Source organism: Salinibius halmophilus, from assembly GCF_003577475.1.
In the GTDB taxonomy this organism is placed as follows: Bacteria; Pseudomonadota; Gammaproteobacteria; order Pseudomonadales; family Natronospirillaceae; genus Salinibius; species Salinibius halmophilus.
Window position 1 is genome coordinate 1 of record NZ_QPEP01000013.1, and the last position, 15,096, is coordinate 15,096.

Genomic DNA, 15,096 nt, shown 5'->3' on the forward strand with positions numbered 1-15,096 from the left:
TTAAAACGGGAATTCTGTCTGGACGAGAACAGATAAGAAGTATGCAGGAGCCGTATACGAGGTCCGTACGTGCGGTTCTGTGAGAGGGATGAGGCGGTAACGCCTCACCCTACTCGATGTGGGGTTAGCTACCCTAGGTTCGGGAAATATTGATTGGTGTTGATACATATTGCCCGGTCAAAAAACGGCCGTGCAATCAAGGGGTTATTTGAAATTCTGGATAATCTTCTCGTCAATACATGACCGTAGGAACTGATTCATTGGGGTCATATTATTCGTGTCGTAGAAGTCTAGCATGAGAGTATTGAACTCTTGTTGCCTCTTCGCTGGTACATTAATGATAGGGTATCCTTGCTGCAGCAGTATGCCGTTCATCATAAATCTCCCTGTTCGCTTATTCACGTCCCAGAAGAATTGGCTGCGTGCCATTTGCAAAAACGCTGTTATGGCTTGGTCATATACGTCGTTTAACTGGCCAATTTGGTGCTCTATTTGTTGCCAAATTGAATTGAGCTCATCTGGTGCTGGCGGTTCATATTCCGAGCCAGCGATCGAAACGTACCCCGAGCGAAACTCACCCCATTGCAAAGCTTCCTCTTGCCCAGCGATTTTATGAATTGAAAGCACGGTCGTTCTATCGAATGCAAACTGATCTTTGGCAACTAGATCGAATACGTGCCGCCAAGCATTCGCTTGATTGATCGCCATATTTTGATCACTAATTCTGTGGCCGCCAACCGTTATGCCATCCAAAATGGTTTGTACTTCTGGCAGAGTCATGGCGACGCCTTCGAGATTCACCGCGTTATAAACGAGAGAGGGTATCTCTCGCTTCGCAAGCTGTATCGCTAGTTTCACGTTTGGCTTCATAAGCCATTGTGTATCCGTCGCCATCATGACAAAACCTTTCAGAGCTGTGTCGCCATTATAAACCGACGCATGCCCAAGGTATAGCAAGCAGCGCATGTTGCCCGGCCAAAACGGCCGTGCAACCTACGGGTTGTATGATGCATTTGGGTAGGTTTTTCGAACCGAAGGTTCGGGAAAGATGGTTTAGCAACTAGACTCCCGCCTGCGCGGGAGTGACTATATCGACACACCTAATAATTTAACTTATCTAAACCCAACCCATTCAGGTGCTCGACTGTTTTACCTGTGAGGCGATTGCCACGCAGGTCTACCGAGCTTAGGTATTTGCTGTAGTCCAAACGCAGCTCGGTAATGTCATTGTTGCGCAGCGACAAACTGCGCAGTGCTTGCTGCTGTCGAAAATCCACCAAGGCACTGGTTAAGCGATTATCGTTAGCCGACACATCTTGCAGCTGAGGGTTGTAGTCTGTAAGCAAGCTTTGCAAATCATTGTTATCTAAGTCTAGGTTCACCAAAGCAGGGTTTTCGGTCAGGTTAACATTGCTTAGCCCAGCATTTTGCGCCGACAGCTCTACAAGGTTGTTAGCCGTTCTAATATCCATATAAGCCAATGAATTGCCATCAACATTTAGGGTATCTAATGTTGCGATATCGGCGTTCATTTCAGTTAGCCGGTTATTTGATACGTCTGCAAACGTAAGTTGGCGCGGTAACTGAATTGAAGCAAGCTGGTTGTTGGCGACATTTAGGTACTGCAACTGCGCTGGCAGCCAGATGCTGCTTAGCTGGTTGTTCGCCACACTTAGGTTGCGCAGCTCACTATTGTTGCTGGCATTTAGGGTTCGCAGCTGATTTCCGTCTAACACTAAATCACCCACGTAGTCGGGTAGGGCAAACTCAGTGAAGTCGTTGTTAGCCAGGTTTAAGTAATCTAAGCGGCGAGTATCGTAGGCGCCAAATTGATACAAGCGGTTGTTCGCCAAGTTCGCTTCGCGCAGCGACCAAGGGTTAGGGAAATAAACTGCGCGAAGCAGGTTGTTCTGCAAATCAACGTTAGTCAGTGGGCCATTGGCAACACTAATCGACGTAAGCTGGTTATCACGACCATGCAGGGTTTCTAATTGGCGGTTACTGCTAAAGTCCATTTGCGTAATGCTGTTATAGGAAAAGTTAATGCTTGTTAGGGCTGGCATCCACTGGGTGCTAAAAGCACTAAAGTTATTGCCACTAATATTCACATTGCGCAGAGCTTCCTGGCCACCCATATTAATGTAACTAAGCATGCCGTTTTGCCAATCGTTGCTAACATCTAGCGTTACAAGTGGCAGGCCACGCACATCTAACAGATTAATTGGGTTGTTGCGCAAGTTCAGTGTGCGCAATGCCGTCAACTCTCGAATACCTGTTGTGCTGCGAATGCTCTGATTTGGGCACTCAAGGCGGGTAAGCTGATTGACATAATAAACGCCCGTTCGGCTCACGCAGGCACGCAAATTGGCATCGGCAAAATAAATATCGCTCACTAAACCACTACTTGGTATACCGGTCGGCACGCTCGTTGGCTGCGACGTAGGATAAGTTGGGTAGCCAGTATCATCCGCTGGTGGATAAGTTGATACATAGCAGCCTGATAAAACCAATGCCGACAGAGCGGCCAAAATCAGATGTTTCATAACATGTCTCCATTGCTTGCCAGTAAGTATTGGCAACATGCAATGGCTACCACCTGAACGCCCTAAACCCCGTTCATAAGCGGTTCGAACACTGAATTCTGGATGAATATGGTGAGGCACATCGTGGTATGGTTTTGTAGGTCTGTTAGTCATGCGGCGTTAGCCGTATGCTAGCAGACAAATCAATTAAACAACGAACACCTTTATATGCAGGCTAAATAGAGAAAGGCAGCAAAAATGGCAGTTACCCTAAGTGGTTATATCCTTGTGCCCACCGAGCAGCTGAAAGTGGTAAAAGAGGCGTTGATAGAACACACACGCCTAACGCGCGAGGAGCCTGGTTGTTTGCGATTTGAGGTAGTGCAATGCCCCGACAACCCGCTGCGCTTTAATGTATTTGAAGTGTTCGTTGATAAGGCGGCATTCGAGCATCATCAGCAGCGCGTGCAGGCCTCTTATTGGGGAAGCGCTACACAAGATGTGCAGCGCTTTTATCAGGTATCAGATCTAGAGCGCTTATAGGTCACTATTTGCGTCTACAACCAAGGTGTCGATATTGAGATTGTTCAACTCAGTAATCTCTTTCTCTGGCAAAGGATTCTGTGATAACTCCACCGTGGTGTAACGCTGTGAAGTATTTAATGTTAAACCCTCAGCGTTGTTTAATGGGTTGACACTAGCAAAAAGGTTGTTGGTAAGGTTAATCGTTCGCAGTTTTTCGTTCTCGGTTAACACTAGATCGCTCAAAGTCGTTGCCTCAGCCGACAGACTTACTAGCTCGGTGTTAAAGTCGACGTTTAACGCGGTAAGTGCGTTGCCATCAACCGTGAGGTCCGTCAGATTTGCAAAGCGATTGGTGTTTGCTGCAATAAAGTTGTTGCGAGCAATGTTAAGCGAGGTTAACCCTGCTGGCATTGTAGGGAAGTCGAAGCGGTCAAACCCATTGTCTGCAACGTTAAGCGCGCGCATATTCGTATTGTTCACTAAATCTAATGCAGTGAAGCTGTTCTGGCTGATATCTAAACTGACCACCGAAGTTGGCACAAGTAGAGAACTAAGTGAATTATTAGCCAAGGAAACATCCTCGACGCCATCCGGAAGCGTAATAGATTCTAACTTGTTATTATCCATGCTTAACGTTGTAAGCGTTGAGTTGGCCTCGCTTGGTGCCCAAGCTGTAAAGTTGTTGCCATCTAAAATAAGTGTTTCGACTACCTTAGGCAAAGCAATTGAGTCGATTGAGTTGTCCGACAAATTAAGCGTTTCTAGATCGCGGGTATAATCACGCTCTGCATTGATGCTCCAATCTGGAAAGTCTATGAACTTATTGTTAGAGAGGTCGGCATAGCGCAAGGAATATGGTTGTGGGAAATCGATATCGTTAAGCTTGTTGTTGGACAAGTCTACATTGGTAAGCGGCCCGTTTGCCACGATAATGCTCTCTAGTCCATTGCCTTCGCCATGCAATACGCGCAATTGGCCATTGGCTTGAAAGCTAACGGTAGCAATTTGGTTGTTGTTGAAGTAGACCTCTGACAGGTCTGCTGATTGAGGTGCACTTAAGCTCCGTAGTTTATTGCCAGAAACGTCTAACCAGGTTAGTTGTTCCATGTTTGCCAAAGAAATACTTGTAAGCTGGCCCTCTCCGGCAATATTGCTCACATCAAGCGTTGTTAGCGCCATGTTCTCAACGTTTATTCGGGTCAACGGGTTGTGTCTCAAGTTCAGCGTTTGCAGGCTAAACAGTTCGCCAATATCACTGGCATCGCTTATGCCTTGGTTTATACAAGTCAGGCTAGTCAGGTCGCGAATCATTTCTACGCCGGTTGCTTCAACACAGTGCTGAAGATTGCTATCGATAAAGCTCAAGCTGGCCACTGACCCCGTTGTAGGGGTTGGGCTAACGGTTGGTGTGGCCGTTACAGCAGGGGTGGCGGTAGGTGTTGAGCCATTATTGGTTTCAACGTTGCAGCCAGCTAGCGCCAGTGCGGCAAGTGATATAAGGGTAAGCTTTTTCATGTTGGTCTCCATGTAATGCTTACACTTTATAGCCTATCTATTTTGGCAACAAGTTTAGTGACTTGCTTACTTTTAGTGCTGTTCAGCGCTCGCCGCGCATTTCTTGTTCGGCAAAAGAATAGCAGGCATCAATAGCGGTCAACATGGCCGAGGTGTTCGTCGTTAGAATCGTCACAGGTACAACACTTAGAACTCACATAGAGCAAATATAGTCTGGTGTGAAATATTTCACATTTCTAAGCGAACAGTCATTTTGCTGGTGCAACGCTACAGCTCGAAGAAATCGTAAATTGGCAGCGATTACTTGACAAAAAATGGCTTAAAGAGCCATTAAATGTGGCTAAAAGTTGTGAAAATGTTGGAAGTTGTCGTTGTTTTTCTGTCTCGGTACCTGATGTTAATTAATAATACAACAGTGAATGTAATTGTATTTTGTATAACTTAGATACCTATTTAATATAGTGTTCGAACGCTTGCTCAATATTACCTTAAGTCGGTTAAAGGCCTAATACGGTGATCAAATCGTGAGGCCAAAATGAAGCGCAAACTTTTTTCTACCCAAGTGCTATTTGCCCTAGCTGGCTGCCAACCCGTATTGGTGCCAATCGACACTACAACAGTCACCACGGCACCGCAGGCTAGCTCAACCGTTACTTTGGCGCCTTCAAGCAGTGTCTCTGCAACGCTGGCGCCATCGACTACTCCTGTCATTGTGCCATCTACAACCTCTAATCCTTGGGTGTTGCCATCCACTGTGGTAACTGCTAGTCCAACGACCGAGCCTACCTTGAGTGGGCAGTTAGTCTATCAGCAGCAATGTTCGGCATGTCATGGTGAAACGGGCGACGGTGGTCGAACAGGCACCTCAATTATTGATGTATTGAAGGTGCCTAACCTAGCTATCGAAAAGACCACAAATACCATGCCGGTAGCCAATCCGAATCTATGTGATACGACTTGTGCACAAAGTGTTGTTGCCTGGCTGCGATCAATTAATGACATTAACAGCGACAATAATAGCGATAATGTGGAGCCACTGGCGCAAATAGCGCCTGAGCGCCATGCTACCACCGGGCTATTATGGCACCGAACTTGATGATCAAAATCGAGGTATCGCTTGGCTGGGTGAACAGACAGCCAACGACAGTCGATTTGCCGAAGGCGCTATTAAGTTCTGGTTCCCAGCACTGATTGGTGAAGAGCTGATCCACGACGAGTTAAGCGAACGGCAGCTGCAGCAGCGTATGCAAGACATGCACACCTGGGCCCAAGGTTTTCAGCCAGATCAAAACTTAAAACAACTATTAGCCGATATCTTGATGTCACCTTGGTATCGCGCCAAGCGGGTCGTTAGCAATGATTCCGAGGTTATTTATTTCACAGGTGGTAAGCGCTTATTAACTGGCGAAGAGTTAACCGCAAAGTATCAGTCGCTGACTGGATTACCGATCGAGATTTTCACCGGTGAGTTTTATGACCTATATGGTGGTATTGATTCATTGCTTAGCGTGGAGCGGGTACGTGCCATTACACCTATGATGCACAAAGTGCTGGAGCGCGCAGCATTCCAAAATGCTTGTTTGATTGTGCTGAACGAGTGGAATAGCACTGCCGACGAACGTGCGTTGTTTGCTGCCGAAACTGAGTTTCAAGGTCAGTTATTCATAAACTTATTGGCTGACGGTGGTTGGGATATTACCAATTTTTGTGACCCTAAGATTAATCAACCCGGTGAAGCCATCATCAACAACTGGTCAACTGACCATGACGTGCAGCAGGCCGGTAATATTCCCTACGCGCCGTTCGCCGATCATCAGTCATTTTTCGACAAGCACCATCAAAAAATGATGGTGATAAATGGCATAAATTTTAACTCGATTAACCACCGGCCAGCGCGTGAGTACGTTGCCACAGGTACACGCCGCTCATCGCCTAGTATTGCTGCTTTGTTTGCCGCCAAAAATGGTGCAAACCATTCGATGCCCTGGCTCGTTGATTCCATGTCGACTACTTGGGAGCGTGGCGTGATTGGCCGCACAGCGATGTCGGGTAGCGGTGTGCATAGCTTGATCACACCAGAAAGGCAGGCAGTTGATTCCGAGTTAGTCTCGATCTTTGCCCGCGAAGCCGAACTTGTGCGCAGCCATGTCGCACAGCGCAACAGCGTAGTTGGCAAAACAGATGAAGGATTGAATGCTTACAAGCTCGACCCAGTGACGCTGCAGCCAAACAACAATTGCGAACAGATCACCATTGCCAACCTAACCGTTGCCATACGCGAGTACTTTGGGGTGAACACGGAGGCCGTGCAAAAACAGTTTCCGCTGGGAGAAAACAACATCCGAATATTTGGCTGAAAATATAGGCAACATGATTAGTAGTTAAGAGGGGTGATGTTTACAAACCCCTCTTTTAATTGGCTCTACTCGCGCTACTCATCGCAGGTGGATACTAGAGGCAGTCAAAAAAGGCCTAGGCATTGGTTTTTTGCCCGATTTTGTTTGCGACAGCGCAATACAACAAGGCGACATTGTAGAAATACTGGCCAACTACGAGCGGCCAAATTTAGCGCTATATGCCATCTACCCAAACCGCAAACATGTACCGCCTAGGGTAACGCACTGTGTGGCATTTATTGAGCAATGGTTTGCAAGCAAATAGCGGCCAACCTTTTTTAGACATAAGCAGGCTTGCAACCGGTACCGCCACTATGGAATATTGCATAAAAAACAAGGAGACAGTGATGGAACATAAAAAGGAAACTTCACAATTTGCCGTTGCCACAATTAACGCCAAGCTTCAGCCCATGCATAGGGGTGAAATTTACGATGACCCATTGTCCGACTTGCTCACCGCTACAAACCGCGCTACCACTGAGGTGGCCTAAGCATGGAAAAAATTACCATCACACTAGCTGCTGCCTTGCTCACGTCCACCTTATCCAGTGCTAGCGAAGTACTGTTTTACGACTCGTTTGACCAGCAGCCTGATTGGACATCCGATGACTATTTGAATGACCGAGCCCTTCCACAAGGCTGGTTTTCGGCGCGAGCGCAAGAAGAGTGGTCGCCTGCGACGGGTTTCCCAAATAGCCAGCCCAATGCACAGATTTTAGCCGCCAACGCTGAGCGGGCTGTGAATGGTGTTGGGAAATCTTATGTGATGTATCGTGAATCTGAAGGGGTGCCCAAACAATGGAACTCAGATTCTATTTTGGCGCTGTTTTTGCCTGAGCTGAATACCCAGTGGGACTCAAGTAAGCAATACGACCCAACATCGGGTTACGACGAAGTATATTTGCAGTTCGATATAACCTTCTCTAACGATATGATTGCGCGCTACTACGACCATAGCGTAGGCCAAGGCAAAATTGCCCGAATTTTTCACTTCGATGGTGAGCCCGGCAAGCTGTATTCCTATTTTGAAGGTAAGCAAAACCCAAGCTTGGTTTGGGATATGTCGGGTGGTCATCAATATTATGGTTTTCGCAACTTACTGGCGTTTTTGCCCCGCCAAGTTGGTCGTGATTACGATGCCGTACTTAACCCGCCGCACCAAATGCATATGGGCGGCATGTCCGCCAGTTACTTCTCAACCATTAAAGGCATGATGCCAGATGGCTCAGACTCAATATTACCGAACCTGTTGCTAAACGACGGCACGCCCATAGGGCCCAACCGTGGTGAACTAGACCAAATATTTGGCGATGAGAAAACCTGGGTCACCATGGGGCTGTATGTGAAAATGAATTCAGCCCCAGGTGTGCACGATGGCGTGTTTATGCAATGGCTTAATGACCAACGCATTATGCACCTAGACCAAATAGCCTGGGTAGACGATGGCCGCAACATGGTGAAGTGGAACGTAATAGCCATTGGGGGTAACGACGCTTATAACCATTACCCAGCAGAAGACAAAGATGAGCATTGGTTTGCCATCGATAATGTATTAGTGGCCACCCACTTACCCGATGTTTGGCAGCCCAGCGCTACCTTCACCCTGGAAGCCCCCAGCGACTTTACAGTAGAACAAGTACAATGACAGTAGATAATTACCTAGCCCTATTTCCAGCCTTTGTTAACCTAGCCAGCATAACCATCACCAATGTTATTGGCATTATGATTTGTGCCACCCTTGCATTCGGTTCAGTTAATCTAGGTTATTCACTATTAGCAGGAGCGATGGCAAAACAAGTAAAACAGCAACGCACGTTTAGCAAGCTTCAAAAACTGGCTGGCGCAGTAATGGCCGCCACCGGCGCATCCGTTGCCCTGCGCGCCTAGGCGTTGTGAGTTTTTGTGTGTAAAGTAGTGTAATAAGCGGCGTTAAAGTACGCACGGTTTTGCCACAGTTTGTTCGTGATGGATTTCGGCAATATGTATCAGGTTTCGACTAAGGCATCACGCATATTAGTGTGCAGTGCAAAACCGTGCATGCACTATATATAAACAGTTATATGCAAAAGGAGCAAACTTGCTAGTTTGGGATGAAACGGATGTTTTAAGCGTATTAGAAGTAATACCTGAAGTAGTGTCAGACGGTATATGGCATCAATACGTAGTAGAGAAAGAAGGCATCCAACTTAAGGTTATTATCTACCAATACGACGGTGATGTTCGGATCGAGTTAACCAATATCTCAAGTGGCAGTAGTTTGTTCTCCATGCAACTAATCGATTGCCAAGGTGTTCGTCGTACATTTGATAAAACAGGGGAATTCTTAGAGTTTGCGCCATCTAAATATTTTGGCTCGCGCTACGATGGAGAGCAATCCATACCATTTGGTGTTAGGGTTCGTGTCAAACCAAATATCAATGTAGTGCTCTATGGATAAAGCATATAACCAGGCCAGCCAGCCTCGCTCACTGCGTTCGCTGGACCTCGTTTCACTCGGCCGCTGCTGGCGGCGTTATGTACCATGAATAAGATACAGATATCAAGAGGAATAAGAAGTGGAAATTGAACTATCTATCACTTGGATTCACTTCATTGCTGTAATAGGCGCAGTAGCAGCAATGCTATATGGGCTAAATATCATTTACAAAAGAATTAAAGCTAAAGACCAAGGGTTCGGCCCAAATACGTTAAAAGCAATTGGGGTAGTTCTTTTTATTCCAACAATTTTAATTATGGCTATTTTAACTCAGTTTCAGGCTGAGACACTTGCAGCTCTTTTAGGAACTGTTGCGGGTTATGTGTTATCAAATAGCAAGCCGGAAGAATAAATGCATAACAAGTTTGTCCATTTGACGTTTTGGTCTACGCTCCGCTTTGGGGTGGCTACGCCACTTTACCCTAAAACTCCACTACAACCAAAACGTAAATGACAAAGGCGTTATGCAGGCTGAGATGAGCATGGATTCTACACCTCAATATACAGGAAAGCCGACACTATACCTAGATCAAAACATACTCGATCTCTTCGTTAAAAATGGAGTGGGTAGTTTTGGGCGAGAACTTATGGACAAGTTCCAGATTGTTTATTCTGATGAAACTCTCAAAGAGATAAGACGATCTGCTGGATATGAAAATGACTTTCTAAATGTTCTAAATGACCTTGATTCTTATCATTTAAAGATGGTTATTGATCAGCCTGGCTTCATTGTAACTGACAAAGCGACCATTACTAGCAGGGACGTATTTGAAGCATTCGAAGAACACTGTCGCAATGATAATGAATATGGAAGCATTGAAAATTCAATGCACCAGTGGCTGTTTAAGTTCTCTGGCGGAAGATCGGGTGATAGCATTTCTGATATTCACCAGGAACAGTTATTTGCTTTTGCGCAGCTTATGGGTGGCATGCTCGAAAACGCTGATGAACTTCCTCTCGACATGCGGGCGCAGATAAAAGAGTATTCCGAGCTAATGATGGAGCAATATAAATCTACGCTTCATGAGTTTGAAAATACGATGTCAAAGGACATTCCTGATACGAAGGAGTGGAATGGAATAAAGTCCTACAGAGAGTCAGTGGGTATAGGCCCAATGGAATTAAATAACCTAGAGCCACCGAATGTAATAGAAAAAATATGGGATACTTTCAAAGTTAAGCTTCCCAAAAACGACCACGTCAACAGCTTAGAAGACTTTTTCCAGATCCGCATAAACCCTATCTACCCTGACAGACCTTACCATCTACACCAGAAGGTAACCGGCATGTATAACATGCTTAACACTCTTGGCTACTTTCCCGATTCCAAATTACATAAGGAAAGACGATTTATTGCCGCAATGAGTGATAATAGTCACGCATCAATGGCCTCGTTCTGCAATTTATTATTGTCAAGAGATGAGAACTTTGTAAAAAAGGTACGGGCGGTTTATGAGTATCTTGGAGTGCAAACAGAAGTAAGGCTGGTTACGGTAAGCAATCCATAACAAGACGCTGCAGCCGTCTGAGCGCGGCGTTAAAAGTTCATTAAATCCACTGACTGGAGTATGGCTAAACCTAAGTATAGGTTAGTCTTGCTTGGCAATTTTTCTATCTATTGTGTTTTGAAAGCTAGCCAATGCTGATCCCGGCGGGGTTGAGTGGAGTCCGATTGACGAGTATCCCGCTATTTTTGCGTTAGTTCCAATTGGGTGGTTTCTTTCAATGGTTGCTGGGGCAGTATAATCAATGAAATTTCAAAGAGACAGGCTAAACGTTGGCGTGCTAACAAGGCTTGCGACGAGCCTTTATAAAGCGCTGGTGTTTAAAATATCTGGCCAACAAGAGAAGTTAGCATGGCAAAAAATACTTGTTGCTGATGGTCTTCGAATCATTGGCTGTTGTCGCTTAGCTTCTCGGCTGGCCTTATCGGTGCACGTAGCAGCCACAACTGATAAACACAGGTTTTGGTCAACTCATGCTGCTGGGGTAGCTTTGCATTATGCAGGTGACTTGCGCGGTGCTGAGAGGGCATTTTTTCAAAGCCAAGGTTACGCAAATGCCTTGCAGTTAAGTTTTAGTCTACAGCACTTGGGGAAGCTAAATGTTGAGCTTGGCCGCTATGAGCTAGCGGAGCAGCAGCTCAAAGAAGCTTTGGATATTCGACATAAACTAAATAAAACTGATTTGGCGAGCTCAACTGAGCGAGCGTTACAAGGGCTGAGAGCCCTTCGTGCATAGTATTCGAGCCATGGAAGAGTGGCGAACAGTTCAGGTGTTGCTGGTGCGTTAGGTTAGTAGTTCGTGCTGTTTCTTTGAGTATATATAAAAACGCTATTAACGCCGGTTCATAGTGCACAGCAGTCCACGTTTTGTTATGTTTGTGCAATCAACAGACCATCAATTGAGCCCACTCATTACGGGCAATTAAGAGAGCAAGGAATGAAAAATTTAGTTACCGCTGCGACGTTTGCATTTTTATTGGTTGGGTGCAGCGATACAGGCGATCAGACCATGTCAGTTGGTCAAGGCGGGGCTAATGCAGGTGCCCAGCCAGTATTACAACCTAAAACAGGGAAGATTATTGAGCTGCCACTTACGGCAACGCCAGATTGCCATTTCACTGTGCTTAGCAGCACTGGTTCGGATAAGTTTGGACCATATTTGTCGCTATCTAGCGATCAGTGCGGTGTCGCTAGAACAGTGCCACGCAAGGTTAAAGTGGTGCCAACCAAAGTTGAAGGTGATTTGAGTGGCTTAGAAATAACACGCGCTTACATTTCAGAAACCAGTACTTATTCAACTTATTTGTTTGTAGAGGCTTCTAATAATACTGGTGACGTGTATTGTAATGAGCTTAATTATCAGCTTTCAACTGATGATGATAAATATCACTATGGTTTAAATACGCTTAATAATTCATTCGAGTTTTTATCTGAGTATCATCTTTGCGTATCAGCTAACGAATCTGTTGTTTTTTATAGCAGTATATGGCGATCTGATATAGAGAGTATAGATGGTATTACTCTGACTGTGTATCCTGTTTGGAATGATATTGTTTATTCTCCAAGCCCCCGTGCACTCCAAAGTATCGAAAGGATATCAGATACCCAAGCAGTCGTTCGATATAGTATTAATCCAGCCAATGTCGTACAGGGCTGGAACCCTAAAGCCTTGATTCAAGACGCAAGTGGATACTTTGTTGAGGTTGCTGACATAACAACCGATAGGGTCATTGCGTACTCGAATGCGAATGCGGCTTACGAGGCCAATGCAACTGAGTTGTTTAACGTGCTGCAGCCAAAGGACAAGATATACTTTGACCCAGATTTCTTGCCGGTTCGGTTCGATCCGCTTCAGTAGAAAAGTTTGGCCCTCAGCGCGACATTGAAAAAGAAATATTCGTGCACGTATTGTGAAGAAAGTAATGCTGTTGCCACAATGTGCTGTCGGCGGCAGTATATGGGTAATCCATTTGAGCCACCTGCTTTCTACCATGAGCACGTCAAGCAGCGGTACGAAATGCAGCGCTAGGGTAGCGCTTTTAGAGAGTAAAAAGGGCGGCAAGAATGCCGCCCTCGGTGTGTTTATGGCAGTGCCTATCACACTGCAGGGACCAGCTTATTTAAATTCCCAAACACTTACCGTGCCACTGATTTCGTTGCCGATAATTAGCAGTGGCTGCCCTGTTGCACTGTCTTTTGCATCTACGAACTTCATGCCTTCTGGTGCCATATCACCAGTGATGTCGGCACCTTCAACCAAACCACGGTTATTTAGGTAGTCGACAAATTCAGGCGCTTGTGGGTTGCTGATGTCGTAAACGAAGATGGTACCCATACGTTCCATACCAACAAATGCATAGGTGCGGCCGTTAATGGTGCCAAGAGTAAGGGCCTCTGGCTCTGGGCCTTTATTGGCTGAGCGCGCATCACCCTCGTTGGCGTCTTCGTCGTTGTTAAAGGCATCGCCATGTTTTTCAGCGGTGATCTTTTCTAGGTCATCACCAGAGTCGAACACAAGTTCGCCATTGGCATTAAAGATGGAGAATGAACGGGCGCCATAAGCAAATAGCTGCTCGTACATGCCATCGCCATCGTTATCGCCACGCAGTTTGCTCACAAGTAGTTTATTTAATGTGCCATTACCTGCGGCAGCGGCTGCTAGGTCGGCATCTTCAATCTTGTCGGCAATCGCGCTGGCTTTGGTTTCGTCGATAAACGCTAGGCAGCCGTCATCTTCGTCGTAGTCAATACCACCTAAGGCTTCGCAGGCTTCAGCGCTGTCGGCATCAAAGAAGTACTCGCGCGAGTCGCCTTCGTTAGCGGTTACCACATAGGTTTGGCCATCTACTTCGTAGGCAGCAATCGAGTCTGGTTGGTACATACCAACCAGGTTGCTGTAGCGCTCAAAGCCAACTTTGCCATCTTCAAAGGTGTCGATGTCGTACATGGACCAATCTTTTAAACCCAAGCCAACTACTTCAACACTGTTGTCGGTTAAATCAACAATCGCGAAGCCGTTGTTTTCTTGCAGTGCTACCCAGGCTTTGTTGCCATGCGTGGTAACGTATTCAGGCTCTAGGTCTTGCGCAACGGTGCTTGGCATCACCTGCTTGCCATTGATAACGCGCTCAGTTGGGCTTGCGAAGTACATGCCTTGCGCTTCAAGCTCTGCTTGCATGCCGTTGTAGGCACGAAAATCGATCTGTGTGCCCGTATCGGCCGGTACTCCGTCTACAATGTCGATGACTGTGATCGAACCTTCAGGGTCGAAGGTGTAATCATCGCTCGGCTTGCCTTCGTTAGCCACAATCGCTTTGGTGCCTTCGGCGTTAATGGCAACCATGTCTGGCAAATTGCCTGCTGCTACCGATTTAATGTATTCCGCGGCTAGTTTGCCGTCGGTTTCGGTTAAGCGATAAAACATTACAGCGCCGTTGTCGGCATGTTCGGCACCGGCCATGGCCACAGCCAGTAAATCGCCATTTACAGCAATCGAGTTGGCATCACTGAGGCTTGGGTTATCGGCTTGTAAGTCGATGGTTGCTTCAGAGGTTAGGTTGGCGTTGTTCACTACGCCTTCACTGTCGGCAACTAATGCATCGCGGTCAAAACCGGCCGTTGGAATAATCTCCACAAGCGGTTTGTCACCAGAGCTGTTGATCGCCAAGATGCGCTGGCTAGCTTTGTGATATTGCACAATTTCAGCGGCACCCTCGCTGGCACCGGCGCCAAGCGTTGCTCGGGCAACGAGCGTGCCGTCAATGGACTTATCAGTTGAAGTGGTTTGGGTTGAGGCGCAGCCAGCTAAAATGGTTGCCCCCACTGCTAGCGCTAGAAGGTTCTTCTTCATGGTTTTTCCCTTTCTATTGTTATCGGTTAAATCCATTTCCTGTGTCGTGCTTTACAGCATGAAACAGAATGTAATAAAGCTGTAACAATTAAAAAAGCCCTAGCCAATATGGTATGCGCCTTTTTTAACATCCTTTGACTAGATGTTGTAATGGGAACGATTGCTTGGATTTAGTAGGTTTGTAAACCATGCCATAGTCATTTTTGTTGGCGCTTATTATGGTGTGTGTAGGCATGTGGCGCGAGCAATGTGCACAGTGTTTCAACCGAGGGGTATGTGTGTAAGGAGTCAGGTGCTCATTGAATGT

General features: G+C 46.3%; 16 protein-coding genes. 12 read left to right on the forward strand and 4 right to left on the reverse strand.

The window, feature by feature from the left end:
• Nucleotides 1-204: 204 nt before the first annotated feature.
• Nucleotides 205-966: a Fic family protein gene (locus DUW71_RS14445; protein ID WP_233546158.1), complete on the reverse strand. Its 762-nt coding sequence runs from the start codon at nucleotides 964-966 to the stop codon at nucleotides 205-207.
• Between the two features lie 134 nt (nucleotides 967-1,100).
• The gene (locus DUW71_RS14450) at nucleotides 1,101-2,543 is read right to left on the reverse strand and encodes a leucine-rich repeat domain-containing protein (RefSeq protein WP_119395981.1); all 1,443 of its coding nucleotides are present in this window, start codon (nucleotides 2,541-2,543) and stop codon (nucleotides 1,101-1,103) included.
• Nucleotides 2,544-2,780: 237 nt separating this feature from the next.
• On the opposite strand from DUW71_RS14450, the gene DUW71_RS14455 reads away from it, so the two are divergent.
• A complete protein-coding gene (locus DUW71_RS14455; RefSeq protein ID WP_119395982.1) occupies nucleotides 2,781-3,065 on the forward strand; it encodes a putative quinol monooxygenase in 285 nt (94 codons plus the stop codon).
• Here DUW71_RS14455 and DUW71_RS14460 read toward each other — a convergent pair.
• Nucleotides 3,060-4,562 (reverse strand): hypothetical protein, encoded by a 1,503-nt coding sequence (locus DUW71_RS14460; protein ID WP_119395983.1) that lies wholly within the window; start codon nucleotides 4,560-4,562, stop codon nucleotides 3,060-3,062. The two genes, DUW71_RS14455 and DUW71_RS14460, sit on opposite strands and share 6 nt — an antisense overlap.
• 535 nt (nucleotides 4,563-5,097) lie before the next feature.
• Here DUW71_RS14460 and DUW71_RS17605 point away from each other — a divergent pair.
• From DUW71_RS17605 to DUW71_RS14515, 11 genes are all read left to right on the forward strand, one after another.
• On the forward strand, nucleotides 5,098-5,658 hold the full coding sequence (locus DUW71_RS17605; RefSeq protein ID WP_158584139.1) for a c-type cytochrome: 561 nt from the start codon (nucleotides 5,098-5,100) through the stop codon (nucleotides 5,656-5,658).
• Complete coding sequence (locus DUW71_RS14475; RefSeq protein ID WP_119395986.1) at nucleotides 5,624-6,919, forward strand: hypothetical protein; 1,296 nt, start codon at nucleotides 5,624-5,626, stop codon at nucleotides 6,917-6,919. The genes DUW71_RS17605 and DUW71_RS14475 overlap by 35 nt, the downstream gene beginning before the upstream one ends.
• Before the next feature lie 58 nt (nucleotides 6,920-6,977).
• Complete coding sequence (locus DUW71_RS14480; protein ID WP_119395987.1) at nucleotides 6,978-7,223, forward strand: LysR substrate-binding domain-containing protein; 246 nt, start codon at nucleotides 6,978-6,980, stop codon at nucleotides 7,221-7,223.
• An 82-nt stretch (nucleotides 7,224-7,305) separates the two neighbouring features.
• Nucleotides 7,306-7,449, forward strand: a complete 144-nt coding sequence (locus tag DUW71_RS17610; protein ID WP_158584141.1) for a hypothetical protein — start codon at nucleotides 7,306-7,308, stop codon at nucleotides 7,447-7,449.
• A gap of 2 nt (nucleotides 7,450-7,451) precedes the next feature.
• On the forward strand, nucleotides 7,452-8,603 hold the full coding sequence (locus DUW71_RS14485) for a hypothetical protein (RefSeq protein ID WP_119395988.1): 1,152 nt from the start codon (nucleotides 7,452-7,454) through the stop codon (nucleotides 8,601-8,603).
• On the forward strand, nucleotides 8,600-8,845 hold the full coding sequence (locus DUW71_RS14490) for a hypothetical protein (protein WP_119395989.1): 246 nt from the start codon (nucleotides 8,600-8,602) through the stop codon (nucleotides 8,843-8,845). The genes DUW71_RS14485 and DUW71_RS14490 overlap by 4 nt, the downstream gene beginning before the upstream one ends.
• Before the next feature lie 190 nt (nucleotides 8,846-9,035).
• Nucleotides 9,036-9,395 carry a Ypar14, super integron cassette gene (locus DUW71_RS14495; protein ID WP_119395990.1) on the forward strand — a complete coding sequence of 120 codons (360 nt, stop codon included), beginning with the start codon at nucleotides 9,036-9,038 and terminating at the stop codon, nucleotides 9,393-9,395.
• Nucleotides 9,396-9,513: 118 nt separating this feature from the next.
• Nucleotides 9,514-9,786, forward strand: a complete 273-nt coding sequence (locus DUW71_RS14500) for a hypothetical protein (RefSeq protein WP_119395991.1) — start codon at nucleotides 9,514-9,516, stop codon at nucleotides 9,784-9,786.
• 112 nt (nucleotides 9,787-9,898) lie between these two features.
• Nucleotides 9,899-10,942 carry a hypothetical protein gene (locus DUW71_RS14505; protein ID WP_199671234.1) on the forward strand — a complete coding sequence of 348 codons (1,044 nt, stop codon included), beginning with the start codon at nucleotides 9,899-9,901 and terminating at the stop codon, nucleotides 10,940-10,942.
• A gap of 241 nt (nucleotides 10,943-11,183) precedes the next feature.
• Nucleotides 11,184-11,675 carry a hypothetical protein gene (locus DUW71_RS14510; RefSeq protein ID WP_119395992.1) on the forward strand — a complete coding sequence of 164 codons (492 nt, stop codon included), beginning with the start codon at nucleotides 11,184-11,186 and terminating at the stop codon, nucleotides 11,673-11,675.
• Nucleotides 11,676-11,876: 201 nt separating this feature from the next.
• On the forward strand, nucleotides 11,877-12,797 hold the full coding sequence (locus DUW71_RS14515) for a hypothetical protein (protein WP_119395993.1): 921 nt from the start codon (nucleotides 11,877-11,879) through the stop codon (nucleotides 12,795-12,797).
• Nucleotides 12,798-13,055: 258 nt separating this feature from the next.
• Here DUW71_RS14515 and DUW71_RS14520 read toward each other — a convergent pair whose 3' ends face one another.
• Nucleotides 13,056-14,789 (reverse strand): choice-of-anchor I family protein, encoded by a 1,734-nt coding sequence (locus DUW71_RS14520; RefSeq protein WP_119395994.1) that lies wholly within the window; start codon nucleotides 14,787-14,789, stop codon nucleotides 13,056-13,058.
• Nucleotides 14,790-15,096: the final 307 nt, after the last annotated feature.